The sequence below is a fragment of the Arthrobacter sp. P1_A5 genome, from assembly GCF_056406825.1.
In genome coordinates, this window is the sequence record NZ_JBFTZL010000038.1 from 1 (window position 1) to 25,218 (window position 25,218).

Genomic DNA, 25,218 nt, shown 5'->3' on the forward strand with positions numbered 1-25,218 from the left:
GCCGTGCGCCCGCCCCGGCACCCGGCCGCGCCGAAGAGGCACGCCGGTCCGCGCGGCACAGCACAGGAGCGCCGAGCCGAGCAGCAGCGCGCCGACCACCATGCCAAGGCCTTGGACCACAAACGACGCGTTCATCAGCAGGTGCGCCGGCGAGCAGACGTCCCGGCCGGAGAACTCTCCGCACGCCACGGCGCCGAGGTCGCTGATGTAGCCCGTGCGGCGGCTGTATGGCTCCGCTCCCGCCCAGGCACCGATCACAGCCGACTCGGCCACGAAATACTGCAGCACGCTCAGCTTCGCCAGGGCCCCGACGTAAAACCTGGTCGCGGCCACATCGGGGTAGTAGAGGGCTCCGGCGGAAAGCTCGGTGGTTCCTGCAGTCATGCCAAGAGCGTAGTACGCGCGCTCACCTTGTATGCTTATATCCGTGTCCGACCGGACCGGCCCCGGCCGCCCGCGGACATCCGCCCTCGTAGCTCAGTGGATAGAGCACGGCTCTCCTAAAGCCGGTGTCGTTGGTTCGATTCCAATCGAGGGCACTTGAACATTCCTGCCCCGGACGAAACCCCGGACACGGGTCCGGACTTTGACCTCCGCGCCTACCTGTGCGGCTCCTGGTCCGTCGACCGCACCCTGCTGGACCGCAGCACCGGCACCAGCGGAACCTTCACCGGCGTCGTACGCTTCACTGCCGACGACGACGACGGCGGACTGTGGTGGCGTGAAGAAGGCACCGTGCGCTGGGCGGCCCTGGGCGGTGCGCCGTTCGCCGGCCCGGCGAGCCGGGAATATCTGCTGCGGCCGGCGGACACCCCCGATGTCCTGGACGTGTACTTCCCGGACGGCCGCCCCTTCCACCGCATGGGCTTCGCCGGGCAAACCAATCAGGACGAGCACTGGTGCGACCCTGACACCTACCGCGTGACGTACACCTTCCGCGGTCCGGACCAATGCGGATACCGCTGGGACGTCACCGGGCCCGCCAAGGACCATCTGCTGGAGTCCGTCCTGCGACGGCTGAAAGCAAAACCAGACGCAAGACCAGAGGCAAGCCCAGGCCCGGATCCCGAGACCAGGCCAGGCGTGACGCCGGGAGTAACCCCGGATATGACCCCCGATGCGACGCCGGATGCCGCGCCGGATTCAGGGCGCGCCGGGTGAACCCGCGCATCGTCGTCTCCGCCGTCTGCGTTTTCGATCGCTCCGGACGCCTCCTGACCGTCCGCAAACGCGGCACGGACAAGTTCATGCACCCCGGCGGCAAACCCGAGGCCGGCGAAACAGCGGCCCAGGCTGCGGCGCGCGAGCTCCAGGAGGAAGTGGGGATCGTGCTGGCCCCGGACCGCCTGGACCTGCTGGGTTGCTGGCTGGCGGATGCCGCCAACGAGGCGGCCACCCAGATCGAGGCAACGGTCTTCACGGCGCCCGGGGTATGGAGCGCCCGGCCGTCGGCGGAAATCGCCGAGATCCGCTGGCTGGACCTGTCCGCCGAGCTGCCCGGTGACCTCGCCCCGCTACTGACGGACCATGTGCTGCCGGCCCTGTCCGCCAAGCCGTCCGGCTAGGACCCGTACCGGCCAGGGCCTCCAAAGCCGGCATCTAAAATGCCGGCTTCCAAACGGCGGCTCAGTAGCCGGGCACGGATTCCTGGGCCACCGCGCTGGCCTCGGAGAACTGCGTCCGGTACAACTCCGCATAGCGGCCCTCGGCGGCGAGAAGCTCCCGGTGGGTACCGCGCTCCACGATCGAGCCGTCTTCCACCACCAGGATCGCGTCCGCCGCACGGATCGTCGAGAGACGGTGGGCGATCACGACGGCGGTACGGCCTTCCAGCGCGGCGCCCAGCGCCTCCTGGACGGCGGCCTCATTGGTCGAATCCAGCGCGGCGGTGGCTTCGTCGAGGATGACCACCCGCGGCTGGGCGATCAGCAGGCGGGCGATCGTCAGGCGTTGCCGCTCGCCGCCGGAGAGCCGGTAGCCGCGCTCCCCCACCACGGTGTCCAGTCCATCGGGCAGGGACCGGATCATGTCTTCGAGCCGGGCACGGCGCAGCGCATCCCACATCTGCTCTTCGGTGGCCTCCGGCCGGGCCAGACGCAGGTTGGAGGCGATGCTCTCGTGGAACAGGTGACCGTCCTGCGTCACCATCCCGAGGGTCGCCCGCATCGAGTCGAACGTGAGGTCACGGACGTCCACGCCCGCGCCGGGCGTCGTGCCGCCGAAGCGGATGGCGCCGGAGTCGACGTCGTACAGGCGCGACAGGAGCTGCGCAATGGTGGACTTGCCCGCCCCGGAGGAGCCGACGAGGGCCACCGTCTGACCCGGCTCCACCCGGAAGCTGATGCCGTGCAGCACTTCTTCGCCGCCGCGGGTGTCCAGGGTCCGCACGTCCTCCAGGGAGGCCAGCGAGACCTTCTCCGCCGAGGGGTAGGCGAAGCGGACATTGTCGAACTCCACCGAGAGCGGACCTGGCGGGGAGGCCACCGCATCCGGCTTCTGCTGGATGAGCGGCTTGAGGTCCAGGATCTCAAAGACGCGTTCGAAGCTGACCAGGGCGCTCATGATCTCCACCCGTGCGTTCGAAAGTGCCGTGAGCGGCGCGTACAGGCGGGTGAGCAGCAGCGCGAGCACGACGACGTCGCCCGCGTTCAACTGCCCGGCGAGTGCGAGCCAGCCGCCCAGGCCGTAGACCAGTGCCAGGGCCAAGGCCGAGACCAGTGTCAGCGCCGTGACGAAGGTGAATTGCAGCATGGCGGTGCGGACGCCGATGTCCCGGACGCGGCCAGCCCGGAGGGCGAACTCGCGGGATTCCTCGTCGGGGCGGCCGAAAAGCTTGACCAGCGTGGCGCCGGGCGCGGAGAAGCGCTCGGTCATCTGGGTGCCCATGGTGGCGTTGTGCTCGGCGGCTTCGCGCCGCAGATCGGCCAGCTTGGAGCCCATCCGGCGGGCCGGGATCAGGAAGATCGGCAGCAGGATCATGGCAAGCACTGTCACAAGCCACGATTTGTTCAGCATCACCGCAAGGGTCAGCGCCAGGGCCACGACGTTGCTGACCACGCCGGAGAGCGTGCCGGCGAAGGCCGACTGCGCGCCAATGACATCGTTGTTCAGCCGGCTGACCAGGGCCCCGGTCCGGGTCCTGGTGAAGAACGCGATCGGCATCTTTTGGACGTGGTCGAAGACCTTCGTGCGGAGGTCCACGATCACGCCTTCGCCGATCGTGGAGGACAGCCAGCGCGTCACGAGGCCCAGGCCCGCCTCGGCCACCGCGACGATGGCGATCAGGACGGCCAGCCAGATCACGGTTGAGGCCTCCGCGTGGGCGATGATCTCGTCAACCACCTGCCCGGCGAGGACCGGGGTGGCGACCGCCAGGAAGGCCATCACGATGGACAGCAGCACGAAGGCGATCAGTTTGCTGCGGTGGGGGCGGGCAAAACTGAAGACGCGCTTCAGGGTCTCCTTCGAGAACGGCTTGGACCCGCTGGAGGCGCGGGTGATGTTGTAGAGGGAGCTCCAGGCGACCCGGTCCATGCTCATTTGGTGTTGCCTTTCGGGGCATCGGCGTGCAGTTCGGTGACAACGCCGTTCTCGACGTTCCAGCGCACGTCCAGGCGGACGTTTTCCAGCAGCCGGCGGTCGTGGGTGACCAGCAGCAGCGCGCCGTCATAGCTGTCGAGGGCTTCCTCGAGCTGTTCGATGGCGGGCAGGTCAAGGTGGTTGGTGGGTTCGTCCAGCACGAGCAGGTTCACGCCGCGGGCCTGCAGCAGCGCCAGGGCTGCCCGGGTCCGTTCCCCCGGGGAGAGGGAGTCCACGGCCCGGTTGGTGTGATCGGCTTTGAGGCCGAATTTGGCCAACAGGGTGCGCACCTCGGCCGGGGTCTGCTCCGTCAGGACGGCCTCAACGGCGTCTGCGAGCAACAGCTCGCCGGCCAAGAGGCCGCGCGCCTGGTCGATCTCGCCGACGGCCACGGACGCGCCCATGGAGGCGTCACCGGAGTCGGGCAGCTGGACGCCGAGCAGGAGCCGGAGCAGGGTGGATTTGCCGGCGCCGTTGGGACCCGTGATCCCGATCCGTTCCCCCGCATTCAGCTGCAGGTTCACCGGGCCCAGGGTGAAGTCGCCCTGCACCGCGACGGCGTCGCGCAGGGTGGCCACGACGGCGCTGGAGCGGGGCGCCGCCCCGATGCTGAACTGCAGCTGCCATTCCTTGCGCGGCTCTTCCACTTCTTCGAGCCGGGCGATGCGGGACTCCATCTGCCGGACCTTCTGGCCCTGCTTCTCGGAGGACTCGGTACTGGCCGCCCGGCGGATCTTGTCGTTGTCCGGGTTCTTCTTCATCGCGTTGCGGACGCCCTGGGAGCTCCATTCGCGCTGGGTGCGGGCCCGGGAGACGAGGTCCGCCTTGGTGTTCGCGTACTCCTCGAAACGTTCCCGGGCGTGCCGGCGGGCAACGGCGCGTTCCTCCAGGTAGGCCTCGTAGCCGCCGTCGTATACCGCCACCGAGTTTTGGGCCAGATCCAGTTCCACGATCGTGGTCACGCAGCGTGCCAGGAACTCGCGGTCATGCGAGACCAGGACGGCGCCGCCGCGCAGGCCCTGCACGAAGGCCTCGAGCTTGGCCAGGCCGTTGAGGTCCAGGTCGTTGGTGGGTTCGTCCAGGAGCACGATGTCGAACCGGCTCAGCAGCAGGGCGGCGAGCGCCACACGGGCCGCCTGGCCACCGGACAGGCCAGTCATTCCGGCGTCGGGGCCCACATCGAGACCAAGGTCCGCCAGGACGGACGGGAYGCGGTCCTCCAGGTCAGCGGCGCCGGAGGCCATCCAGCGGTCGAAGGCCAGGGAGTAGGCGTCGTCGGAGCCCGGAGCGCCGGAACCCAGCGCCTCCGCGGTGGATTCCATCTCCAGGGTCGCCTGGGCACAGCCGGTGCGCCGGGCGATGTAGCCCGCGACCGTTTCGCCGAAAATGCGTTCGTGTTCCTGCGGCAGCCAGCCGACAAAGGCGTCGGCGGGGGCCAGGCTCACGGTGCCTTCCTGCGGACCGTCGACGCCGGCCAGCAGCCGCAACAGGGTTGACTTGCCGGCACCATTGGCGCCGACGACGCCGACGACGTCGCCGGGGGCTACGGTCAGGGACAGCTTCGAGAAGAGTGTGCGGTGATCGTGTCCACCGGAAAGATCCTTGGCAACAAGGGTTGCAGTCATTACTTCATCCTCTCACTGCGGCCCAAAACGGGCCGTCCCGTCTGGCAAAAACGGGCCGTGCTGACTGGTAGAAACGGGCCAAAACCCAGCCGGGCATAGAAGAACCCGCCGGTCCGGACTTGGGGGGTGTACGGACCAGCGGGTTCGACCATTTAGCATAGTTGAATTAGGACCTCACGCAAAATCCCAGCCCGCACCGCCACACCGCCGCCACCCCCCGCCTCAATCGCCGCTGCCCCACCGCATGCCAGTAGCCATACTGCCCGTCGACTCCGCAGGAAGCCCTAGATGCCACTACCCGCAAAGGCGTTCCAACTCTGGCTTCACCGCGTTGCCCCGTCCGCGAGCACAGCCGATCTCTGCCGGATCTCCGGGATCAAGCGCACCACCTTCGCCCAGCAGTTGGTCCGCGGGAAGGTGGCCGAAACCACCCTGGTCAGCATCAGCCGGGCCCTGGATTTGAGTCCGCTGGCGGAACTCGCTTCCTTCGAGCACTATGCGGAGCTGGCCGCCCCGCCGCAGCCGCCGACCCCGGCCGAACTCGTCAGCCAGGTCGCCACTATGGACCTGTTGCGCGCCGTCATTTCGCGTTCTTCCCCGGCCTACGGCGGCTACGGTGACCAGGGCAGCTCAATGACCCCGGCGCTGAGCCCCGCACCGCACGCCACGTCGGTCCGGAACTGGGTGGATGCGATTGACGACGGTGAATTGCGCCACCGGGTTTCGGCCGCCACCGGGGTGGCACCGCAAAATTACTCCGCGCAGCTCACGGCAAACCGGCTGTCCCCCGAGCTTGCGGTCGCGACCGCCCGCGCGGCGGGCGTAGGCTTCACGGGCGGGCTCGTCGCGACGGGCCTGATAACCGAGGCTGAGGCCGGCTGGACGGCCGGGGCGAAGCAAGCCGCGTTGGATGCTCTTTCCGACGGCGACCTTAGCGCCCTGGCCGGGGAACGTCTTCAGGCGCTCGGAAAATCGCTGCGGCGCCATGAGCAGGAGCAGGCACAAACACGAAAGATTTGGGAGAACCTCGGATGATCGCGATCCTCCAGTGGACCACACTGGCGATTTGCTGCGTCGCCACGCTCGTCCGCGTGCCCAGTGTCCTGCGGGGTGAAAACCGGTCCCTGTTCTGGATCCTTGCGCTGATGACCCTGGCGATCCTGCTCAGCATCGATGCCCCGTATCTGGCCGTGGACCAGGCCCTGGGAGGCATGAACATCGCCAACCTGCTGCTGCGCTTCGTCATTTTCGCCGTCATCTTCTTCCTTGGTCTCCGGATGGCCCGGGGCTTCACCGCGGACGATGCCCTGCGGCTCATCACCGGCCCCATCGGCATCGCAGTAGCCGCTGCCGCCTCGGCTGTGGTGGTGGTGGTCTTCCTCATGATGGATACCGCCGGCTCCTCGGCGGGTTTGGTCGCCGTTTTCGCCAAGGATGATCGCAATGCCGCCTTGGTGGAGTATTACGGGGCCGCCGGGCGCCTGTACCCCGCGTTCATCACCGCGGCACTGTTTCCGGCGATGCTGCGGACCCTGCGCAGCGGACTTCCGGCCCTTGTCCGGTCCAGCGCCGGGCTGCTGGCCGTGGGCACCGTGGCCATCTGTCTCAGCCTGCTCTCCCCGGTCGTCCCTCCGCCCCTCGGGTTCATGCGGTTCGTCATCAACTACTCGGCGGTCTTGTGCCTGGTCCTGGGACTGTGCATGATCTGGCTGGCTAAGACGCTTGCGAAGCATGCACCGAAGAAGCATGCTGGCATGATCTGACCACTTTGGGGCTGAGCAGGCAAGCGATGTGGGAGAACCGGGAATGATTGCAACCCTCCAGTGGGGCACGCTGATCATCTGCACCGTGGTGCTCCTCCTCCGCCTTCCGGATGCGATCCAGGGACGGAACAGGACCGTCTTCTTGATCCTGGTGCTCGCGACCCTGTGCAGCCTGCTCTCGGTGCCCGGCCCCTATGAGGCGATCGATGGGGCGCTGGGGGGATGGAACCTCGCCCACCTGATCTTGCGCTTCCTCGTATTCGCCGCGGTCCTGCTGGTCGGTCTGCGCGTGGCGCGGGGCCTGGCAGACGAGCCCGGCTACCGCCTCATCGCGGGGCCGGCCGGGCGCTGGGCCCTGGCTCTCAGCGCCGTCGCCGTGGCGTTGACCTTCTTCCTCATGGACACCCGCGGGTCCTCGTCGGGCCTGCTGGGCATCGCCGACAAGGGGGGCCCGAATGCAGTCCTGGCGCCGTTCTACGCCGCCGCCGGCCGCACCTACCCTGCTTTTGTCTCCCTCGCCCTGCTGCCGGCATTGCTGGCCACCGCCCGGAGCCGATTGCCGCGTCTCGTGCGTGCGGCGGCCCTCCTGACTTGCCTCGGTGCCCTGGCAACCGCGTTCACCATCCCCGCCTCCTTCGCCACGAAAGACTGGCTCCTCGCGCAGCAGACCGTCAATTATCTGGCCGTCCTGGGCTACGTCCTGGGCCTGGGACTGTTCTGGGCTTCCGGGCTCGCCGCCAAAGAATCTCATAACGCTCGCGCAACATTTCGCAAGAACCAAAAGTAGGCATTCACAAAATCATTAGACCGTGAGAGAATCATGAATGTGTGAATGCGGCAATCGCTTCGTGTACGGAAGTCAGCCGTGCGAAGCAGAGGCAGCCGTCCAAGCGCCATTGGGGGGATGAGTGGTAGCGGTCCGGTAGGACCGCTCCCACTCAGCCTGTTTAAGGGGTTTTCCGGTTGTTCCCGACAACATTCGGATTCCCCGACACTGCCGGCCGGATTCCCCTGCAGGAAAGGCGGCGGCAGGCGGCCCTGGCTGTCAGCGCACAAACCTCAGCGTGACCAGCTGGAAGGGCCGCAACGTCAGCTCGGCGGAATTGCCGCCCGCCGTCACTCCCGGAGCATCGACGGGCCGTTCCAGCAGATCCACGGCATGCAGCCCGCGGACCGGGAAATTGGCCTTCACCGCGCCGGTGGACCGCTCCCCCAGTGCTTCGTAGAGCCGGACAATCACATCCCCCGAACCGTCTTCAGCGAGTTTGACCGCTTCAATGACAAGGGCCTGGTTGAACACCGTGACCAGCGGCTCCACCCCGTGGGCCCCATGCACCACCCGCGGTGCCAGGTTGGTGCGGTAGCCCTCTTCGACGGCGTCGGCGATCGTGGCGCCCGGACGGACCGTGACGTGCAGCTCGTGCCTGCCCTGGTCCGCGCCGGGATCCGGAAACTTCGGTGCCCGCAGGAGCGAGAGCCGCACTGTGGTGGTGGTGCCGCCGTCGTCCTCCCGGACGTTGCGGGTGACGTCGTGGCCGTAGCTGGAAGCGTTGGAGATCGCCACCCCATAGCCCGGCTCGGCGACGTGGATCCAGCGGTGGGCGCAGATTTCGAATTTCGCGGCCTCCCAGGACGTGTTGACATGGGTCGGGCGGAAGACGTGCCCGAACTGCGTCTCCGCCGCCGACCGGTCGGCCCTGACATCCAATGCAAAGCCCAGCTTGAGCAGCTTTTCGCTCTCCTGCCAGTCCACGGCCGTGGTGATCGCGAGCGAGTCTGCACCCGGCGCGAGCGTAATCCGTTGGGTCACCGCGGAGGACCCGGCCATCCGCTCCACCACCACGACGGCGTCCGGGCTTTCGCCCCGGTGGTCGCGCTCTGGTGCCACCGAAAGCGCCTGGTCCAGACGGACGACGTTCCTGCGGTAGAAGGCGTCGATGTCCCACGCGTCCCATTCATTGGGCGTGTCCCGGTGCAGCTCCAGGAGGTTTCCCACCTCGCCGGGAGCAATCGCCTCTCGTCCGGAGGCCCGGTCCGCGAGGGAGACCAGCAGTCCGCGGGCATCCACCACGGCACGGATGATGCCATTGTCCAGGATGTAGCCGCCGCCGTCCTCAGTGATCTCTACCGGCTGCCCGGGCCGGACCGGTTCGGCAGCCGCCAGGGCAGGCACGCCCAGGCGCTCGTGCGGGGCAGCGTTGAGCAGGAATTCCCGGCTGCCGGTGCCGAGGGCCGCCGCCGCGGCGTTCGTGATGACCGCTTCCAGTCCCCGTTCGACGGCGGCATAGTTCCGTTCGGCGTCCTGGTGGACCCAGGCGATGGAACTGCCCGGCAGGATGTCGTGAAACTGCTGCAGCAGAACCAGCCGCCAGAGGCGCTTGAGCTCCGCAGCCGGATAGCGGTGCCCGGTCCGCACAGCCGCCGTGGCACTCCAGAGCTCGGCCTCCCGGAGGAGGTGCTCGCTGCGCCTGTTCCCCAGCTTGGTCCTGGCCTGGCTGGTGTAGGTGCCGCGGTGCAGTTCCAGGTACATCTCCCCCACCCAGACCGGCAGGGGCTCATACTCGGCCTGGGCCTGGCTGAAGAAGCTGGCCGCCGAGCCGATCCGCACCTTCGGAGATCCTTCCAGATCCGCCGTGCGCTGCGCTGCGGCCAGCATCTCGCGGGTTGGGCCCCCGCCGCCGTCGCCGTACCCGAACGGAACCAGCGACGTGCCTCCGCGTCCGTGGTCCCGGTAGTTCCGTTCTGCGTGCGCCAGGTCCCGGGCACTGAGGTCGGAGTTGTAGCTGTCCACAGGTGGGAAATGGGTGAAGAGCCGGGTGCCGTCGATTCCCTCCCAGTTGAAGGTGTGGTGAGGCATCCTGTTGACCTGGTTCCAGGAGATCTTCTGGGTCAGGAACCAGCGGCTGCCTGCGGCCTTGATGATCTGCGGCAGGGCGGCGGAATACCCGAACGTATCCGGCAGCCACGCCTCCTGGCAATCGATCCCGAATTCGGCCAGGAAGAAACTTTTACCTTCGAGGAACTGCCGTGCCATGGCCTCGCCGCCGGGCATGTTGGAGTCGGATTCGACCCACATCCCGCCGACGGGAACGAACCTGCCGGCGCGGACCTTGTCCCGGATGCGCCCGAAGAGCTCCGGATAGTACTCCTTCATCCACGCGAGCTGCTGGGCGGAGGAGCACGAAAAGATGAAATCGGGATTCTCGTCCATCAGGGCGACGACGTTGGAGAACGTCCGGGCGCACTTGCGGATGGTCTCCCGGACCGGCCACAACCAGGCCGAATCGATGTGGGCGTGGCCCGTGGCCACGAGCTGGTGCGCCGAGGCATAGGCGGGCCGGGACAGGGCATCGGCCAAGGCGGCCCGTCCGGCCTCCGCGGTCCCGGCAACGTCGTCGGGGTCCATGATGTCCAGCATGCGTTCGAGCGACCGCAGGATGTCGTGGCGGCGGGGCAGGTCCATGGGCAGTTCGTGCATGAGCCCGCTGAGCGTGAGGATGTCCTGCTGCAGTTCCCAGACAGTCTGGTTGCGTTCGGCGATGGCGATCCTGCCGAGGCGGTACTTCGGCTCGCTGCCCGACGTCGCCTTGTCGCCGTAGGGGGTGGCGGCGAAAGTCCAGTTCTGGGACAAGTCGGGGTTGGCCGCGGCYTCGACGTAGAAGTCAACGGCCATGCCACTGCCCAGGAGCTTGAGCGGGATGTACTGGTTCCGTGGCGAGATCGCCTTGATGATGGTCCCGTCGGACCGCCAGGCAATGCCTTCGCACTGGAAACCCGGGAGGTCGCCGCTGAAGCCGAGGTCCACGAGGACTTCCACGGAGGTTCCGGCCGCGGTTCCCCAGGCGTCCGGCACCTCACCCCGGAACCGGAGCCACTTGGTGCTCCAGGGCCGGCCCCAGGCCGCGCCGTGTTCCTGGGGCGTGAACTCCTGCCGCAGGGCCTCGAGCACCGGCACGGGTTCGTCCGGCGCGTCCCAGCTGCTCAGCGTCAGCGGCACGTTGCGCGGGTAGACGGCCGGGCCGATCCGGTCACGCAGAAAGCGGTCCAGCCGGACTTCCGTAAGACGGCGGTCGTCGTGCAATGTGATCCTCTTCAGCGCTGGGGGGTCCGATCGACTCCAATCGATGGATAAAACTTACGCCGCGGAGAACCCATTGGCCAACTGTTGCCCCTAGCCGGCCGCGGGCGCCGGAACCGCGACGCGTTGCTGCCCCGCGTACACGTTCAGGCTGGTCCCGCGGCTGAACCCGGCCAGTGTCATCCCGCTGGCCTCGGCGAGCTCGACGGCCAGGCTGGAGGGGGCACTGACAGCGGCGAGGACCGGGATACCGGCGAGGGCCGCCTTTTGGACGAGCTCGAACGATGCCCGGCCGGACACCTGCAACACGGTGCCCCGGAGCGGGAGCAGGCCCTCGCGGAGTGCCCAGCCCACCACCTTGTCCACCGCGTTGTGCCGGCCCACGTCTTCGCGCAGGCACAGCAACTCGGCCGAGCCGTCGTCGGAGATCCTGAAGAGCCCGGCAGCGTGCACGCCGCCGGTGACTTCGAAGACCTCCTGGGCGGACCGGAGGGCGTCCGGGAGGGCCGCGAGCGTTTCGACGGGGACGCTCAGCGGATCGTGTGCCGGGCTGTAGTGCGAGGACTTCCGAACGGCATCGATCGAGTCAGTGCCGCAGATGCCGCAGGAACTGGAGGTGAAGACGTTGCGMCCGGTCTCGGGCCGGACGACGTCGGGCCTGAGCTGCGCCTCCACCACGTTGAACGTCTGCATGCCGTCGGCGTCTTCGCCGGCGCAGAACCTGAGCGAGACCAGCTGTTCGGGAGCCCAGATGATCCCCTCCGAGACGAGGAAGCCTGCGACGAGGTCGAAGTCATTGCCCGGCGTTCGCATGGTGACGGAAAATGACATGTTGCCGAGCCGGATTTCCAGCGGTTCCTCGACGGCAAGGACGTCCTCCCGGTGCCGGACCGGGAATTCGAGGGCCTGCGGGGACCCGTCCAGGACAATCTTGTGCACCTTGCGGCGCTGTGTCACACGGCCCATCCGGTGCTCCTAAGCAACATTGTGTGCCGCTGTTTGAAGCTAGCGGCTGTTTGAATCTTTGGTTGGTTCCATCATTGTAAGTGCCTGATCCTAGCGGCGTGCCTTGTCCCGGTGCCGTCGCAGCAGGCCAGGGCTCAGCCCAAAAGGGCACTCCAGTCCACCGGACCGTCGCTGGCCGCGGTTTTCCTGGCGGTCCGCTTCGCCGCCGGCTTCTGTTCGGCGGCCGCCGCCGAAGCGTCAGGCAACGGCGCACTCCACGGGAGGGCGAAGGCGGGGACGAGTTCCCCCAGCTGCACGCCATGGGGCGGGACCACCAGCACACCGTCGGCGGCGGCCAGCCCCCGCATCATTCCGGGGCCGGTGTGCTGCGCCGGCGATGCCATGCCGTAGAGCAGCCGGAAGGGCATGAGCCGGGTCCGGCCCGGGTCGGCGTCAATCGTCGAGCCGCAGGGCACCTCGCTGAGCGGGGGGATCACGCCGTGCCCGAGTGCCGCCAGGAGTGGGGCACCGATCGTGGACAGCGCCATCATGGCCGCGAGCGGGTTTCCTGGCAGGCCAAGGATGTAACGGCCGTCCGGCAGTTCGGCCAGCACGGCGGGGTGGCCCGGGCGCATGGCGATTCCGTCGATCAGCAGGCGGCCGCCGAGCTCGGCGACCGAGCGCCTGAGGTGGTCTGTCCCGGAGCGCCCCGTGCCGCCGGTGGTGATCACGACGTCGGCAGGCAGGTTTTCACCGGCAGGATCGGTGTCCTCGAGGGCGGCGAGCCACTCGGCGTAGGTATCGCCGACTTCCACTTCTTCGGTGCAGATCCCGCCGAGCATTCCCACCACGGCGGCCAGTTGGGGTCCGAAGGTGTCGCGGACCTGCCCGGGTGCCGGTATCCCGCTCGTCACGACCTCGGAGCCAGTGAAAACGAGGCGGACCACGGCCTTGCCGAGCACGGGAAGGGCGTCACTTCCGGCCAGCGCGGCGAGCGCCAGATGGGCCGGATTCAGGACCGTGCCGCCCTTGATCAGGACGTCCCCGGCGGCGGCTTCCTCCCCGGCCTTCCTGATGTGGTCGCCGTTGCGCGGGTCTCCCGGCTTCGCGGTGCCGCCCAGCTTCAGGACGGGCAGGCCGTCGTCGTCGGCGTCGATGATGCCGCTTTCGCTGCGCAACACTGCCTTGGCCCCGGGCGGGATGAGGCCGCCGGTGGCAATCGGGCTGGCCTGATGTGGTGCCAGGCGCTGACCGGGTTCGGCCAGGATCCAGGGCCCGCTGCCGTTGACGGCCCAACCGTCCATGGCAGAGGAAGCGTAATGGGGCATGTCCTGCCGGGCAACGACGTCCGCCGCGAGCGTCCGGCCAAGCGTCTGCCGCAGCGGAACAGGGGCGGCCGGGATGGGAACGGCGCACTCGAACGCGAGTTGCCGGGCCTCCTGCCACGTGTGGGCCAGGTGCCTGTGCGGCTCCGCGGCAGTGTCCTCGTCCCCTGAGTCCTGGTCCGCGGTGTCCTGGTGCGCGATGTGAGGGCCTCCAGGGCCGTCTACGAGAGCCTCTCCACCGCCATCTCTGACGCCATTTCCGCCGCTATCGTTGACGCCATCTTCACCTGCGGCGGTGGCGGGGCCATTGCCGTCCGGGGCCGCAGCCGTCATGCCCCGGAAGTTTCGGCGGCTGCGTAGTCCTTGGCGAGCCGGCGGGCCACGGCCATCGCGGACTCCATGGACACGGAGTCCGTGGCCTGCCCGGAGCCGGAGGCCAGGCCGGCCGCAAAGCCGGCAATGAATGTGGTCAGCGGTGCCGCCGGGCGCACCACGGAATGGGCGGCCACGCCGGCCAGGGCGAGGACCTCATTCACGTCAATCTCAACGTCGTCCAGCTCCAGGGCCTGGAGCAGGGCACGGCACCAGTCTTCCAGTGTTTCGTCCTGGCTTTTCACCGTTTGCCTCCATGGTCGAGTTCAGCTGTGCAGAGCCGGGCCGGAGCCCGGACCGCCGTCGGGAATCCTGCCGGATACCCCCAGTGCGGACGCGTCATCCCAGGTGTCGACGTCATCCGTGGAACCCGGGGGAACGCGAACTTCCCGCACGTCCAGCCTAGCAAGAAGGGCGAACACCGACGCGTTTTCCAGCCGGTCCCGGGACGCGGCGTCCGCGACAGAACGTTGTAGCACGGCCGTGCCATAAAAGCCCACGAGCGGCTGTTTCCGACTGTCGGCCGAGACGGCCATGACGCCGTCGGCCCCACCCCTTTCCGGTGTGCCTGCAGCAGACGCGGCCAGCGCCTCGGCCAGGGCACGGACCGCGCCGGCCGACCGGGGCATGTCACACGCCAGGACGAGGGTATAGGGCGCGGCTGCTGCGTGCCGGCTCGCGTGATCGGCGGCCAGGGCGGCCAGCCCCGCCGCGATGGCTGCGGCCGGACCCGCGAAGGGCGGCTCTTCCCGGCAGGTCAGGACGCCGCCGGGCAGGCCCCCGGGGTCGGGGCCGACGACGACGGTGCGCCCCGCCGMGCCCGCGGCCCGCAGTGACCGCTCCAGGAGGGTGGCGCCGTCGTAGATCAGCCCGGATTTGGGCACGCCGCCGAGGCGTGAGGACCGCCCCCCGGCGAGAATGATGGCATCGAACTCCATCGGTTCAGCCTAGCGCGGCGCCAGCGGCCACTGAACAAGCCGTAATGTGCGCCGGCAGCGTCTTCACCGGCTGATCAATCAGCTAGGAGGCCGATCAGGCAGCCGATTCAGGCAGCAGGAACGGATCCCAGGCCGGCGTCGGCTTCTCGAGTTCCTTGATCTGCCAGATGGCACCCTTTGGCGGGCCCGGAACAAAACCGATCTTCCAGCCCATCTCCGCCGGCGTATGGTCGCTCTTGGCGTTGTTGCACCGCAGGCACGCCGCCACCAGGTTCTCCCAGGAGTCGGCTCCGCCCCGCGATTTGGGCTGGATGTGGTCGATGGTGTGGGCAGCCTTGCCGCAGTACGCGCAGCGGTGGGCATCCCGGCGCAGCACGCCGCGGCGGCTCACCGCAGTCATCGTGTTGTACCTTGGCCGGATGTAGCGGTTCAGCAGGATCACGGACGGGCGGCCCAAAATGTCCTGGGGGCCGACCACGGGGTCGTCCCCTTCGGCCACCACGCTGGCCTTTCCGGTCAGGACAAGGACGAGCGCCCGGCGGAAGGTGATGACCGCCAGCGGTTCATATCCAGCATTCAGAACGAGAGTGCGCATCCGCATACCTCTTCACGGCCGCACCCGCCAGCGGCACGAGGGCCGGCTGCCCTCTGCATGGTCGGGCTATGGATCGACAACACAAGAGTAAACACTCAAGTGCCGKATCACCGAATATTTTTTCACCGGCGCGGTCCTCAGCGCGGAAAGTTCACTGCGCGGCAACGCAAAAGACCCCCGCCTGGAGGCGGGGGTCTTTCGGAATGCTGGGGTTCGTGCTTAGGCGCCGACGCGGATGAAGACCGGACCGGAGCCGACGTTGACGCTGTACAGCGCGGTGGTGCCGCCGTTCCAGCCGCCGTGCACTGCCATGCCGTTGCCGACGTAGACCGCGATGTGAGCCATGCCCACGCCGCCGTTCTGGTAGTAGGCGAGGTCGCCCGGGCGTGCCTCGGCGGCGCTCACGGTGCGGCCCAGGGAAAGGTAACCTGCCGGCCAGCCGTGGTAGTGGATGCCGGCCGCGGCCAGGGCGTTGGTGGCGAGGGCGGTGCAGTCCTGCGCCACGCCGATCTGTGCGTAGGCAGCAGCGGCGATGGTCGCGCCTGCGCCGCTTCCGATGCCCGCGGGGGCCTGGGCAGCGACGCCGCCGCTGACGCCAAGCTCGGTGCCGCCGGCGCGGGTGGCTGTAGCCGTGGCCGTGGCGTCCTGGACCTTCACGACGGGCTTGGGAGCCTCGACGACGGGAGCCGGCGTGGTGGTCACGGCGGGCTTCTCGTAGGAGATCGCGATGGTGGAAGCGGCCGAGATGGTGGCCGGAGCTGCGGACTGGACTTCCAGGGCCGAAGCGGAGGTGGATTCGCGCTGAACATTGGTTTCAGCAGCGTTGGCTGCGATTCCGCTGGTCAGGACCAGACCGGAAGCTGCGGCGATGACCGCGGCCTGACGGCCCATGCCGCCGGCGTTGTCGCCGACAGCCTTAGCAATTACAGCCAGCGAGTTGGTCTTGGTGACCTCGGCGCGGTGCCGTGCAACGTTTGCACGAGTAGTCATTAAGTTCTCTCTTTCGTGATCCTTGGACCGCGCGCTTTCGGGCACGGACTGAGGACGCTCCGGCATCTTGGGGGTACGCCGGATCGCCCCGAAATGGGTTACTTAGCGAAGGGTGTACTGCGAAGACGCGCCAAAAGCGGAAACTGCATGCTGTCCGGGCTCGGTAGCGATTGAGCCTGCGGAACGTGATCCAATCCGGGCGCCGGCAAGGGCGGCACGTGATGTGGATTCCAGCGGGCTCGACAGAGCCTCGCCGGTGCGCATGCGCGCAGAATTGTGGCGTGAAGACACGAAAGTAGCCTCTCCCAATGCCTACGAGGTGAGCTGTCGGATTCGGATGGGAGTCACCCGGCCGCGCTGCTTCCTGGGAAGCTTTGCGACTTAACCCCAAGGCCTTCTTTCGAAGGCCAAAATTGGTTCCCCCGCCCCTGCCAGACGATGTAATGCGAACGGACCTTGAGCGGTGGCAGAGCTAGGCAATCCACTCAAGAGCGCCAACTTCGGAAAAGTTGGCGTGCTTCAAACCCTACAGCAGTCCTGATCCAATGTCACATTCAGATCACGGCGTGTCACAGGAAGTTGAGAGCAGCCCATCGTCTTTTTAGAGCCAGCCGAGCGGGTCAACGACATCGCCGTTGACCATCACTTCAAAGTGGAGGTGGCAGCCCGTGGAGGCGCCGGTGGTTCCGCTCATGGCGACGACGTCACCGCGGGAAACCTTCTGGCCGACCTTGACCGAAGCCGAGGACAGGTGGTTGTACGTGGTCTCCAGGCCGTTGCCGTGATCGATGACCACGCGGTTCCCCCCGCCGAAGGGATGCCAGCCGTTGAAGGTCACGGTGCCGCTGGCGGCCGCGTGGACCGCCGTGCCGCACTGGGCGGCGAAATCCTGGCCGCGGTGGAACTCCCCCGCGCCCCCGGTAATGGGGCTGACACGGTAGCCGAAGGGCGAGGCCGTGACCAGCTGGTCGAGCGGCGCACCCAGGGTGCCGGCCGATGCCGCGCGGGTGATCGTGCCCACAGACTGGGCGCTCAGCAGCTGCTTGAGTTTCCCGTCCGGATCGCCCTTCGTGGTGACGGCCGTGCGGTTGAAGTCGACCTTGGCGGCGGCGGCAGCGGTGACATCCGGCTGCACGGCGGCGGAGAGCGCGCCGGATCCGCCCGGATTCGAAGCCATCACCGGGCTCGTGACGGGGACCGTCACGGTAAGAACCAGACCAGTTGCGGCCAGTGCGATCCCGGCCTTCTGCCCGACTCCGCTTGCCGCGGCAAAGTCCGTGACCTGGCGGAACGGACTGCGACGGCGACGGCGTTCATCGCGGTGCACGTCCCGCGGGCGTTCGGCCGTGTGTGCGACGACGGGACGCGGCTCCGGAGCGGGACCGGTCGCGCGGCGACGGCCCCTGGCGGTCTGGGTGGTCAAGAAGGGTTCCTCTCTGGATGGCCTGCGAAGTTAGCTGTCGGATTCGGGTCAGAGAGATCAAAGACCCGGTCCGCCGTTGCAGGCAGCCACGCACAGAGGCATCCCTAGGGGATCCTTCGGTGGAAGCTGCTTGCCGCTGACGGACTTCACCCCAAGGCTGCCGAAGTAGCAGCCGAAAGTGGTTCCCCCGCCCCTGCCAGGAGGTAGTTCTGCGACTGATCCGCTGGCAGGGCTCGGCTTCGGATCAGGTAACGCTTTGGTATCGGTACTGGGCACTAACTATAGGCGATTAAGCCGCCCGGTAATAAATCCGTAACCGCAATTGTGGACAACTCGTGGGTCGTCCCATGACCGGCGCGTAGTGGCTGGTCAGGCGACTGTTACAAAGACGTGCGCGGCAACCTCGGGCGGCAGTTCCAGGGCACCTTCGATATCGGGGACGCGGACCGAGATGTACTCCCCCACCCGCTCCAGCGAGACCAGCGCGCCAGGCCGGATTCCGCCCTCGTCGAGCTGGGCCAGAAGCTCCGGCTCCACCTGGATCGGCTCCGCGAGCCGGTTGACCGTAACCCGGGAAGTTACCCCGTAGCCGGCCATGGCCTCCAGCAGGTTCACGGGCCTGTCCACGGGGGCGCCGTTGGGCACGCCGCCAAGATCCGCCAGCCCCGGAATAGGGTTTCCGTAAGGCGAGACTGTCGGGTGGTTGAGCATCTCGAAGATTCTTCGCTCGACGCGTTCGCTCATGACATGTTCCCAGCGGCACGCTTCCTCGTGGACGTAGGCCCAGTCGAGCCCGATCACGTCCGCGAGGAGGCGTTCGGCCAGACGATGCTTGCGCATGACACCGATTGCACGTTTCCGTCCGATTTCCGTCAGTTCAAGGTGCCTGTCGCCGGAAACAACCACCAGCCCGTCGCGCTCCATCCGGCCGATCGTCTGGGACACAGTGGGGCCGGAGTGGCGGAGCCGTTCGGCGATGCGGGCGCGGAGGGCAACGATGTTTTCTTCTTCAAGTTCCAGAATGGTCCGAAGATACATCTCCGTAGTATCGATCAGATCCGTCATTCAGCTCAGCTCCTCGAGCGCAGTCCTAGCGTCATTCCCACCGTACCGCGTGCGGGCTGCATGCAGGATGCGCCCAGGCGGGAACCGCCGTACGTTCGCATGCCAGCCTAGCCTATTTTGAATTACTCCGGATAATCTTTCGATCGACCTGAAGCTATTGTCCCAGCCCCAGCCGGCCGGCCGTCCCCGGCGTCTCAATGACCGGACTATGACAGGCCTTTTTCTGTATCGCCGGGAGCTGTCAGGCAAAATAAGACAGGCAGAATGAAGAGGGGTGTCCGTGGTAGCCATCCCTGCCCGCCACCTCCCAGCCACGCTACGAACCAGCCGAAAATTGGAGCCACTGTGAGCGACACCAGCATCACGATCCCCGCCCACCTCCTGCCCAAGGACGGACGGTTCGGCGCCGGCCCGTCCAAAGTCCGGCCGGAACAGATGGACGCCCTGGCCGCGGCATCGTCGAAGCTGCTGGGGACCTCCCACCGCCAGGCGCCCGTGAAGAACCTGGTCGGCTCGGTGCGCAGCGGCCTCAGCGAATTCTTCCGGGCACCGGAAGGCTATGAAGTGGTGCTGGGCGTCGGCGGATCTACCGCGTTCTGGGACATTGCCAGCTTCGGGCTCGTGGAGAACAAGGCGCAGCACCTGTCCTTCGGCGAGTTCGGCTCGAAGTTCGCTTCCGCCACCAACAAGGCGCCGTTCCTTGCCGAGTCCTCCATCATCAAGGCCGAACCCGGCACCCGCCCCACCGCCCGGGCGGAGGCCGGCGTCGACGTCTATGCGTGGCCGCAGAACGAGACCTCAACCGGCGTTGCCGCACCCGTCCAGCGGGTGGCCGGCGCCGACGAGGGGTCGTTGGTGCTCGTGGACGCGACCTCGGCCGCGGGCGGGCTGGACGTGGACGTGGCGGAGTCGGACGTGTACTACTTCGCGCCGCAGAAGAACTTCGCATCCGACGGCGGCCTGTGGCTGGGCCTGTTCTCCCCGGCCGCGCTGGAACGGGCGGCACGGATCAAGGCCGGCAACCGCTGGATTCCCGACTTCCTTGACCTCCAGACGGCGATCGACAATTCCAGGCTGAACCAGACCTACAACACCCCCGCGCTGGCCACCCTGGTGACCCTGGACGCCCAGGTGCAGTGGCTCAACGCCAACGGCGGCCTGGACTTCGCCGCCGGCCGGACCGCGGATTCTGCCGGCCGCATCTACCGCTGGGCCGAAGCGTCCGAATACGCCACGCCGTTCGTGGCCAAGGCCGAGGACCGCTCGAACGTGATCGCCACGATCGACTTCGATGACTCGATCGACGCCGCGGCCATCGCCAAGGTGCTCCGGGCCAACGGCGTCGTCGACACCGAGCCGTACCGCAAGCTGGGCCGCAACCAGCTGCGCATCGCCACCTTCGTGGCGATCGAGCCCGACGATGTCTCGGCACTGCTCGAGTGCATCGATTTCGTCGTGGCGGAACTGAAGAAGTAGCCCTGCGTCCGGCGTCGTCACGGCCCCTGAGGACCTAGGCCGTGACGGCGCCGTCGTCGTTTCAGGTCCGTCCGCCCTGCTATGCCTACGGCCGCGGGTCCCTGCCGGCACCGGCCGCGCCGGTCCGGCTTTCGACGCGGAAGTACCGCAGCCCGTGGGCGCGGCGGTTGAAGTGGAGCCGCAGGTGCTTCGCGCGGATGATCCACACCAGCCCGATCAGGGCCGCCAGCAGGCCGGCGCCCGCCGCGACCGCCATGGACCAGCGGGGGCCGGCGGTGTTTGCCACCCAGCCGACGAGCGGTGCCCCGAGGGGAGTTCCGCCCATGAAGATCGCCATGTAGAGGGCCATCACCCGGCCCCGCATTACGGGCTCTGTGGTGGTCTGGACGTACCCGTTTGCGCTCGTCATCATGGTGATCGCGAACAGCCCCACGGGCACAAGTGCGACGCCGTACCAGAAGTAGTTCGGGGCCATCGCTGCGATGCCCGAGGTCACGCCGAAGGCGGCGGCCGCCCCGAAGATGACCCGCAGCCGTGGCTTGCCGCGCCCGGCGGACAGCAGGGCCCCGGCGACGGATCCGATGGCCATGATCGAATTCATCAGGCCGAAGGCCCCCGCGTCCAGGCCGAATTCGGTCCCCACCATGGCCGCGATGAACAGGGCGAAATTCAGCCCCAGGGTTCCCACGATGAAGATCGCCACCAGCACCACGATCAAATCCGGACGGTACCTCACATAGCGCAGCCCCTCCCGGATCCTGCCCCTGCCCGCCGGTGCCCGCGGCAGCCGGCGCAGCGACGACGACGGGATTTTCGCCAGGCTCAGCAACAGGGGCACAAAGGTGAGCGCATTAATGAGGAAGACCCAGCCGGGCCCGACGACGGCCGTGAGCACGCCGGCGACGGCCGGACCGATCATCCGGGCAACATTGAAAGACGCGCTGTTCAGGGCCACGGCGTTGGGGAGGTAGTCGTCCTGGACCAGTTCCGAGACGAAGGTTTGCCGGACGGGGGCGTCCAGGGCGGAAACCACCCCGAGCATCAGGGCGAAGGCGTAGACGTGCCAGAGCTGCGCCGCGCCCGTGACCACCAGGATGCCCAGCCCCGCGCTCAGCAGCGCCATGGCGGACTGCGTCAGCACCAGGAGCCGCTTGCGGTTGAACCGGTCGGCGACCAGTCCGGCCACGGGTGCCAGGAAGAGTTGCGGGCCCAGCTGCAGGGCCATCGTGATTCCCACCGCCCCGGCATCGTGCGCCGTCAGGTGGGCGAACACCAGCCAGTCCTGGGCGGTGCGCTGCATCCAGGTGCCAACGTTGGAAATAAGGGCGCCGACGAACCAGATCCGGTAGTTCAGGATGTGCAGGGATTTGAACGTGGACATCAGCCCCAGCCCTCCCCAGACACGCTCCCGGACGCTTCCAACCGCTAGTCGGCCTCGCCCGTTGAGCGTTCCCGCTCGGCGTCGTCGGCGTCGGCGTCGGTGTCGGCGTCGTCGGCGTCGTCGTCGGTGTCGGCGGTGTCAGCGTCGTCGGCGTCGTCGTCGTCAGCGTCATCCTGCTGGTCGGCGTCGGACGCCTGCGACGGCGCTTCGGGACCGGACGGCGCCTCGGCAGCCTCGTCAGCCTGCGCGTCTTCCGGCCGGACCCGTTCGGCCCACGGAACCCAGGCCGGTGCCAGGATGGAGTCCTCGGAGGGCAGAAGGCCAAGTTCGTCCACCGTGACCACCTTGGAGCGCGAGTTGCGTGTCAGCACGGCGTACCACTGCCACCCCAGGTATCCGGGGAGCCTGGATTCGAACAGGTGGGTCACCAGGCGGTCGCCCTCGCTCCGGGCGCCGATGTGCTCGCCGATCTGCTCGGCGGGGGCAATGCCCTCCACCGCGGTGCGGGCGACGTCGACGGCTGCGGCCAGGAAGGCGTCAGGCTTGCCGGTGCGCCAGACGGGCACGCCGGCGCGCGGACGGATTCCCTGCTTGGGGCCGGTTGCTTTAGCCCCGGCGGGCGCTGCGGTTCCGGCATCCGGCGCCGGCAACTGATCAGGTTCCTGAGTCATCAAAAGCCTTATACGTCCAGCTCGTCGGCAACCTTACGGAGGGCCGCTGCGATCGCCTTGCCCTTGTTGCCTTCCGGGTACTTGCCCGCGGACAGGGTCCCGGACAGGTTATCCAGCACGCTGACGAGGTCCTGGACCAGCGGGGCAAGGTCCCTGGCGCTGGGCCGCTTTGCCTTGGCGATGGACGGCGTCTTGTCCAGCACGCGCAGGCCCAGGGCCTGGGCACCCTTGCGTCCGTCGGCTACACCAAATTCAACACGCGTGCCGGCCTTGAGCTCCGTAATGCCTTCGGGCAGCGCGGACTTGGGCAGGAAGACTTCCTGGCCGTCCTCGCCCGCGAGGAATCCGAAGCCTTTTTCCTTGTCATACCACTTGACCTTGCCGGTAGGCACGTAATCAACCTTCTTCGTTCTGCGGGGACACGGCCGGCGGTCACCGCATCCGCATGGATACGCGGGTTCAGGGTATGACTGCCCGGACCGTGTTGGTCTGTATCTCCAAGGTTATCCTGCCTGGTTCACTTTAACGGCTTGAGGCGCGGGCGATGCCGGACTGTTAGCGTTGCCCCCATGACACTGACGCGTTACCGGCGGCCTTTGATGATCGTAGCGGCCACCCTTGCTGTGCTGTCCCTCGTTGCCGTCGGCGCTGTCATGGCCATGGCCTTCAACAATGCCGTGGCGCCGGCCTGGATTACCTCGACGGCCCTTTACGGCCTCCCGGTGGCATTCCTGCTCATGCTGGCCCTCGTTGTCGACGCGGTGGCAGCCCGGCGCCGCCCGCGCGGGCCCGGCGAAAGGTAACGTTGGAGCGATGTCCCTCATCCGCGCGCTCAGCAAGGAACTTCAGGCACGAAGCGACGAATCGTTGCGGGCCCTGTTCTCCGCGCGGCCGGACCTGATTTCTCCCGGCGTCCCGGACTTCGCCGCCCTCGCCGCCCGCGCCAGCGGACGCGTCAGCGTGCAGCGGGCCCTCGAACGGCTCAACCGCCCGCAGATGCAGGTCCTGGAAACCCTGCACCTGTGCACCAACGCCGATACCGGGCACAGCGCGTCGGCGGCGATGCTGAAGAAACTGATCAACGGCTCCTCGGTTGCCGCCGTCGACCGGCTCCTCCATTCCCTGCAGGAACTGGCCCTCGTCCACCGCGCCGATCCGCCGCACGGCGCGACCCCCGCCGCCGCCAAGCAGCGCCACTACCTTCCGGTCGGCAGCCTCAAGGACGTGATTGGCATCTACCCAGCGGGGCTCGGGCGCAGCTACACCGAACTTGTGCGGCTCCAGCCTGCTTTTGCACAGCGCGTGGTGCAGCTGGTGGGGGAACTTCACCGCGCCGGGGCGTCCATCTCCCCCGCCACGACGCCGATGGAAGCCGCCCTGTCCCTGCAGCACTGGACGGCAACACCGGAATCGCTCCAGCAAATCCTGGCCTCCGCACCGGACCGGACCGCTGCCCTTCTGGCCCGCTTCGGGAACTGGGCCATGGGCGCCGTCCCGCAGGCGCAGCGCCGGGCGTCCGTGCTCCACGAAGGCGCCGACGTCGGCCCCGTGGACTGGCTGCTGGCGCGCGGGCTGCTGGTACCGCTGGACGCCGCGCACGTCGAACTGCCGCACAGCGTCGGAGTGTCGCTGCGCGGCGGGTTTGTCATCGAGAACTTTTCGCTCACGCCGCCCGTCCCCCGGCTGGGCAACACGAGCGCAGGGCTGCGCCGAAACGCCGCGTTGGGCGCCATCGCCGAGACGCTGCGGCTCGTGGGCGAAGTGCTCTACACCGTGCGCGAACAGCCGCTGGCGACGCTGCGCAGCGGGGGCGTCGGGGTCCGGGAGATGAAGCGGCTGGCGGATTCCCTGCGGATGGAAGTGCACGAGGCCGGTGTCCTCGCGGAGCTCTGCGGAATGGCCGGTYTGCTACGCCTGGACGTCGACAGTTCTGCGTGGGTGCAGCCGCCGCAGCTGGAGTGGCTGTCGCTGCCGCGGCAGGAGCAGTGGCTGTGGCTGGTCAACGCCTGGCTGGCCAGCGAGCGCGCACCGTCCCTCGTGGGCCAACCGGTGAATGCTGCCGCCCCGGGCCCGGCAGGGCACCGGGGCCCGGCAGGGACCACCATCAATGCGCTCTCCGCCGAGGCGCAGCGGCCGGACGCCCCGGTGGTCCGCAAAAGGGTCCTGGAAATCCTGCACGAACTCACCCTTGAGGCCGTGGCGCCCGACGGGCAGGCCCCGGTCCTCGATGCCGCCGCCGTGCTGGAGCGTGCCGAGTGGACGCAGCCCCGGATGGCCAGGCGCTTCAGCTCGCTGATCCGCGGCATCCTCGCGGAGGCCGAGATGCTCGGCCTGATCGGCTCCGGGGCGCTGAGCCAGCTGGGCGCCGCGATCGCCGCCGAGCAGCCGGACGACGCCCTGGGGATCCTGGGCGAACACCTGCCGGCGGCCCTGCAGCATGTGTTGCTGCAGGCGGACCTGACGGCGGTGGCGCCGGGCTACCTCGACCCCGAACTGAGCGAACGGCTCCTGACCATGGCCACGGCCGAAGGGCAGGGACCGGCCACCATCTACCGGTTCTCCGTCACCTCCGTGCGCCGTGCCCTCGACGCCGGCCAGGACGCCGCGGCGATGCTGGACTTCCTGCGCCAGCATTCGGCCACCGCCATCCCGCAGCCCCTCCAGTACCTCATCGAAGACACTGCCGCGCGCCATTCCCGGCTCCGGGTGGGGGCCGCGGCCAGCTTTATCCAAAGCGAGGACGAGGCTGCCCTGCTGGAGCTGCTCAACGCCCCGGCCGCGGCCGGCCTCGGGCTGGTGCGCATCGCGCCCACCGTGGTCGTCTCCCACGCCGCGCCCCGGGAAACCGCCCAGGCCCTCCGGGGTCTGGGGCTCGCCCCGGTCCTGGAGGAAGCTGCCTCCGCGATCGTCCGGCTGCGCCGCAGCACCCCTGCGCCCGGCAGCGGCCGGCCGGTCTACACGGCCCCGCGGACCGCTCCGCCGGAGGCCGACA

Annotated in this window: 22 protein-coding genes, 1 tRNA gene, 1 pseudogene and 2 riboswitches; of the genes and pseudogenes, 9 read left to right on the forward strand and 15 right to left on the reverse strand. The window is 68.1% G+C overall.

Features of this window, described 5'->3' with window-relative positions; genetic code table 11:
* Positions 1–384, reverse strand: a pseudogene (locus AC1D1S_RS08215) (DUF998 domain-containing protein); the annotation flags it as partial.
* An 82-nt stretch (positions 385–466) separates the two neighbouring features.
* On the opposite strand from AC1D1S_RS08215, the gene AC1D1S_RS08220 reads away from it, so the two are divergent.
* The 3 genes from AC1D1S_RS08220 to AC1D1S_RS08230 all read left to right on the forward strand — a co-directional run bounded on the left by AC1D1S_RS08220 (position 467) and on the right by AC1D1S_RS08230 (position 1,565).
* A tRNA-Arg gene (locus AC1D1S_RS08220) sits at positions 467–539 on the forward strand.
* A gap of 1 nt (position 540) precedes the next feature.
* Positions 541–1,161, forward strand: a complete 621-nt coding sequence (locus AC1D1S_RS08225; protein ID WP_476994200.1) for a DUF6314 family protein — start codon at positions 541–543, stop codon at positions 1,159–1,161.
* Positions 1,158–1,565: an NUDIX hydrolase gene (locus tag AC1D1S_RS08230; protein ID WP_028276934.1), complete on the forward strand. Its 408-nt coding sequence runs from the start codon at positions 1,158–1,160 to the stop codon at positions 1,563–1,565. The genes AC1D1S_RS08225 and AC1D1S_RS08230 overlap by 4 nt, the downstream gene beginning before the upstream one ends.
* 61 nt (positions 1,566–1,626) lie before the next feature.
* On the opposite strand, the gene AC1D1S_RS08235 is transcribed toward AC1D1S_RS08230, so the two are convergent.
* Together AC1D1S_RS08235 and AC1D1S_RS08240 are read right to left on the reverse strand one after the other, a co-directional pair.
* A complete protein-coding gene (locus AC1D1S_RS08235) occupies positions 1,627–3,540 on the reverse strand; it encodes an ABC transporter ATP-binding protein (protein ID WP_476944630.1) in 1,914 nt (637 codons plus the stop codon).
* Complete coding sequence (locus AC1D1S_RS08240; protein WP_476994201.1) at positions 3,537–5,204, reverse strand: ABC-F family ATP-binding cassette domain-containing protein; 1,668 nt, start codon at positions 5,202–5,204, stop codon at positions 3,537–3,539. The genes AC1D1S_RS08235 and AC1D1S_RS08240 overlap by 4 nt, the downstream gene beginning before the upstream one ends.
* A 288-nt stretch (positions 5,205–5,492) precedes the next feature.
* Between AC1D1S_RS08240 and AC1D1S_RS08245 the strand changes: the two genes are divergently transcribed.
* Genes AC1D1S_RS08245 through AC1D1S_RS08255 form a run of 3 tightly spaced genes read left to right on the forward strand, consistent with a single transcriptional unit; the run spans position 5,493 to position 7,754 of the window.
* Entirely contained in the window at positions 5,493–6,239 is a 747-nt protein-coding gene (locus tag AC1D1S_RS08245) for a hypothetical protein (RefSeq protein WP_476946488.1), read from the forward strand.
* On the forward strand, positions 6,236–6,967 hold the full coding sequence (locus AC1D1S_RS08250) for a hypothetical protein (protein ID WP_476946487.1): 732 nt from the start codon (positions 6,236–6,238) through the stop codon (positions 6,965–6,967). Before AC1D1S_RS08245 ends, AC1D1S_RS08250 begins: the two co-directional genes overlap by 4 nt.
* A gap of 43 nt (positions 6,968–7,010) precedes the next feature.
* Positions 7,011–7,754, forward strand: coding sequence for a hypothetical protein (locus AC1D1S_RS08255; RefSeq protein ID WP_476946486.1), 744 nt, complete (start codon positions 7,011–7,013; stop codon positions 7,752–7,754).
* Positions 7,755–8,012: 258 nt separating this feature from the next.
* On the opposite strand, the gene AC1D1S_RS08260 is transcribed toward AC1D1S_RS08255, so the two are convergent.
* From AC1D1S_RS08260 to AC1D1S_RS08300, 9 genes are all read right to left on the reverse strand, one after another.
* Positions 8,013–11,048: an alpha-mannosidase gene (locus AC1D1S_RS08260; protein ID WP_476994202.1), complete on the reverse strand. Its 3,036-nt coding sequence runs from the start codon at positions 11,046–11,048 to the stop codon at positions 8,013–8,015.
* A gap of 90 nt (positions 11,049–11,138) precedes the next feature.
* Positions 11,139–12,011 (reverse strand): formate dehydrogenase accessory sulfurtransferase FdhD, encoded by an 873-nt coding sequence (fdhD, locus tag AC1D1S_RS08265; protein ID WP_476943714.1) that lies wholly within the window; start codon positions 12,009–12,011, stop codon positions 11,139–11,141.
* Positions 12,012–12,145: 134 nt separating this feature from the next.
* Positions 12,146–13,648: a molybdopterin molybdotransferase MoeA gene (locus tag AC1D1S_RS08270; RefSeq protein ID WP_476994203.1), complete on the reverse strand. Its 1,503-nt coding sequence runs from the start codon at positions 13,646–13,648 to the stop codon at positions 12,146–12,148.
* Positions 13,645–13,932 (reverse strand): DUF6457 domain-containing protein, encoded by a 288-nt coding sequence (locus AC1D1S_RS08275; protein WP_079555354.1) that lies wholly within the window; start codon positions 13,930–13,932, stop codon positions 13,645–13,647. The genes AC1D1S_RS08270 and AC1D1S_RS08275 overlap by 4 nt, the downstream gene beginning before the upstream one ends.
* A 21-nt stretch (positions 13,933–13,953) precedes the next feature.
* Entirely contained in the window at positions 13,954–14,625 is a 672-nt protein-coding gene (gene mobA, locus AC1D1S_RS08280; RefSeq protein WP_476994204.1) for a molybdenum cofactor guanylyltransferase, read from the reverse strand.
* A 94-nt stretch (positions 14,626–14,719) separates the two neighbouring features.
* On the reverse strand, positions 14,720–15,220 hold the full coding sequence (locus tag AC1D1S_RS08285) for an HNH endonuclease (protein WP_026266867.1): 501 nt from the start codon (positions 15,218–15,220) through the stop codon (positions 14,720–14,722).
* Between the two features lie 219 nt (positions 15,221–15,439).
* On the reverse strand, positions 15,440–16,210 hold the full coding sequence (locus AC1D1S_RS08290; RefSeq protein ID WP_243181617.1) for an NlpC/P60 family protein: 771 nt from the start codon (positions 16,208–16,210) through the stop codon (positions 15,440–15,442).
* A 295-nt stretch (positions 16,211–16,505) separates the two neighbouring features.
* Positions 16,506–16,675, reverse strand: a riboswitch (cyclic di-AMP (ydaO/yuaA leader).
* Between the two features lie 136 nt (positions 16,676–16,811).
* Positions 16,812–17,633, reverse strand: a complete 822-nt coding sequence (locus tag AC1D1S_RS08295; protein WP_243181618.1) for a M23 family metallopeptidase — start codon at positions 17,631–17,633, stop codon at positions 16,812–16,814.
* A gap of 4 nt (positions 17,634–17,637) precedes the next feature.
* Positions 17,638–17,852: riboswitch (cyclic di-AMP (ydaO/yuaA leader) on the reverse strand.
* Between the two features lie 150 nt (positions 17,853–18,002).
* Positions 18,003–18,698, reverse strand: coding sequence for an iron-dependent transcriptional repressor DtxR (locus AC1D1S_RS08300; protein WP_243181619.1), 696 nt, complete (start codon positions 18,696–18,698; stop codon positions 18,003–18,005).
* A gap of 345 nt (positions 18,699–19,043) precedes the next feature.
* Between AC1D1S_RS08300 and serC the strand changes: the two genes are divergently transcribed.
* On the forward strand, positions 19,044–20,174 hold the full coding sequence (serC, locus tag AC1D1S_RS08305) for a phosphoserine transaminase (protein ID WP_476994205.1): 1,131 nt from the start codon (positions 19,044–19,046) through the stop codon (positions 20,172–20,174).
* An 85-nt stretch (positions 20,175–20,259) separates the two neighbouring features.
* On the opposite strand, the gene AC1D1S_RS08310 is transcribed toward serC, so the two are convergent.
* Genes AC1D1S_RS08310 through AC1D1S_RS08320 form a run of 3 tightly spaced genes read right to left on the reverse strand, consistent with a single transcriptional unit; the run spans position 20,260 to position 22,618 of the window.
* Positions 20,260–21,555, reverse strand: a complete 1,296-nt coding sequence (locus tag AC1D1S_RS08310) for an MFS transporter (RefSeq protein WP_476994206.1) — start codon at positions 21,553–21,555, stop codon at positions 20,260–20,262.
* Positions 21,556–21,599: 44 nt separating this feature from the next.
* A complete protein-coding gene (locus AC1D1S_RS08315; protein ID WP_476943720.1) occupies positions 21,600–22,226 on the reverse strand; it encodes a DUF3027 domain-containing protein in 627 nt (208 codons plus the stop codon).
* An 8-nt stretch (positions 22,227–22,234) separates the two neighbouring features.
* Positions 22,235–22,618, reverse strand: coding sequence for a cold-shock protein (locus AC1D1S_RS08320; RefSeq protein WP_018776003.1), 384 nt, complete (start codon positions 22,616–22,618; stop codon positions 22,235–22,237).
* A gap of 177 nt (positions 22,619–22,795) precedes the next feature.
* Here AC1D1S_RS08320 and AC1D1S_RS08325 point away from each other — a divergent pair, with 177 nt between their 5' ends.
* Positions 22,796–23,029 (forward strand): hypothetical protein, encoded by a 234-nt coding sequence (locus tag AC1D1S_RS08325; protein ID WP_079555362.1) that lies wholly within the window; start codon positions 22,796–22,798, stop codon positions 23,027–23,029.
* A gap of 10 nt (positions 23,030–23,039) precedes the next feature.
* On the forward strand, positions 23,040–25,218 hold a 2,179-nt coding region (locus AC1D1S_RS08330; protein WP_476994207.1), incomplete at its 3' end, for a helicase-associated domain-containing protein.

Coding starts and splice junctions, on each gene's coding strand:
- AC1D1S_RS08235 (WP_476944630.1), bottom strand. CDS start 3,540: ATGAGCATGGACCGGGTCGCCTGGAGCTCCCTCTACAACATCACCCGC.
- AC1D1S_RS08245 (WP_476946488.1), top strand. CDS start 5,493: ATGCCACTACCCGCAAAGGCGTTCCAACTCTGGCTTCACCGCGTTGCC.
- AC1D1S_RS08250 (WP_476946487.1), top strand. CDS start 6,236: ATGATCGCGATCCTCCAGTGGACCACACTGGCGATTTGCTGCGTCGCC.
- AC1D1S_RS08255 (WP_476946486.1), top strand. CDS start 7,011: ATGATTGCAACCCTCCAGTGGGGCACGCTGATCATCTGCACCGTGGTG.
- AC1D1S_RS08270 (WP_476994203.1), bottom strand. CDS start 13,648: ATGACGGCTGCGGCCCCGGACGGCAATGGCCCCGCCACCGCCGCAGGT.
- AC1D1S_RS08285 (WP_026266867.1), bottom strand. CDS start 15,220: ATGCGCACTCTCGTTCTGAATGCTGGATATGAACCGCTGGCGGTCATC.
- AC1D1S_RS08290 (WP_243181617.1), bottom strand. CDS start 16,210: ATGACTACTCGTGCAAACGTTGCACGGCACCGCGCCGAGGTCACCAAG.
- AC1D1S_RS08300 (WP_243181619.1), bottom strand. CDS start 18,698: ATGACGGATCTGATCGATACTACGGAGATGTATCTTCGGACCATTCTG.
- AC1D1S_RS08310 (WP_476994206.1), bottom strand. CDS start 21,555: ATGTCCACGTTCAAATCCCTGCACATCCTGAACTACCGGATCTGGTTC.
- AC1D1S_RS08315 (WP_476943720.1), bottom strand. CDS start 22,226: ATGACTCAGGAACCTGATCAGTTGCCGGCGCCGGATGCCGGAACCGCA.
- AC1D1S_RS08325 (WP_079555362.1), top strand. CDS start 22,796: ATGACACTGACGCGTTACCGGCGGCCTTTGATGATCGTAGCGGCCACC.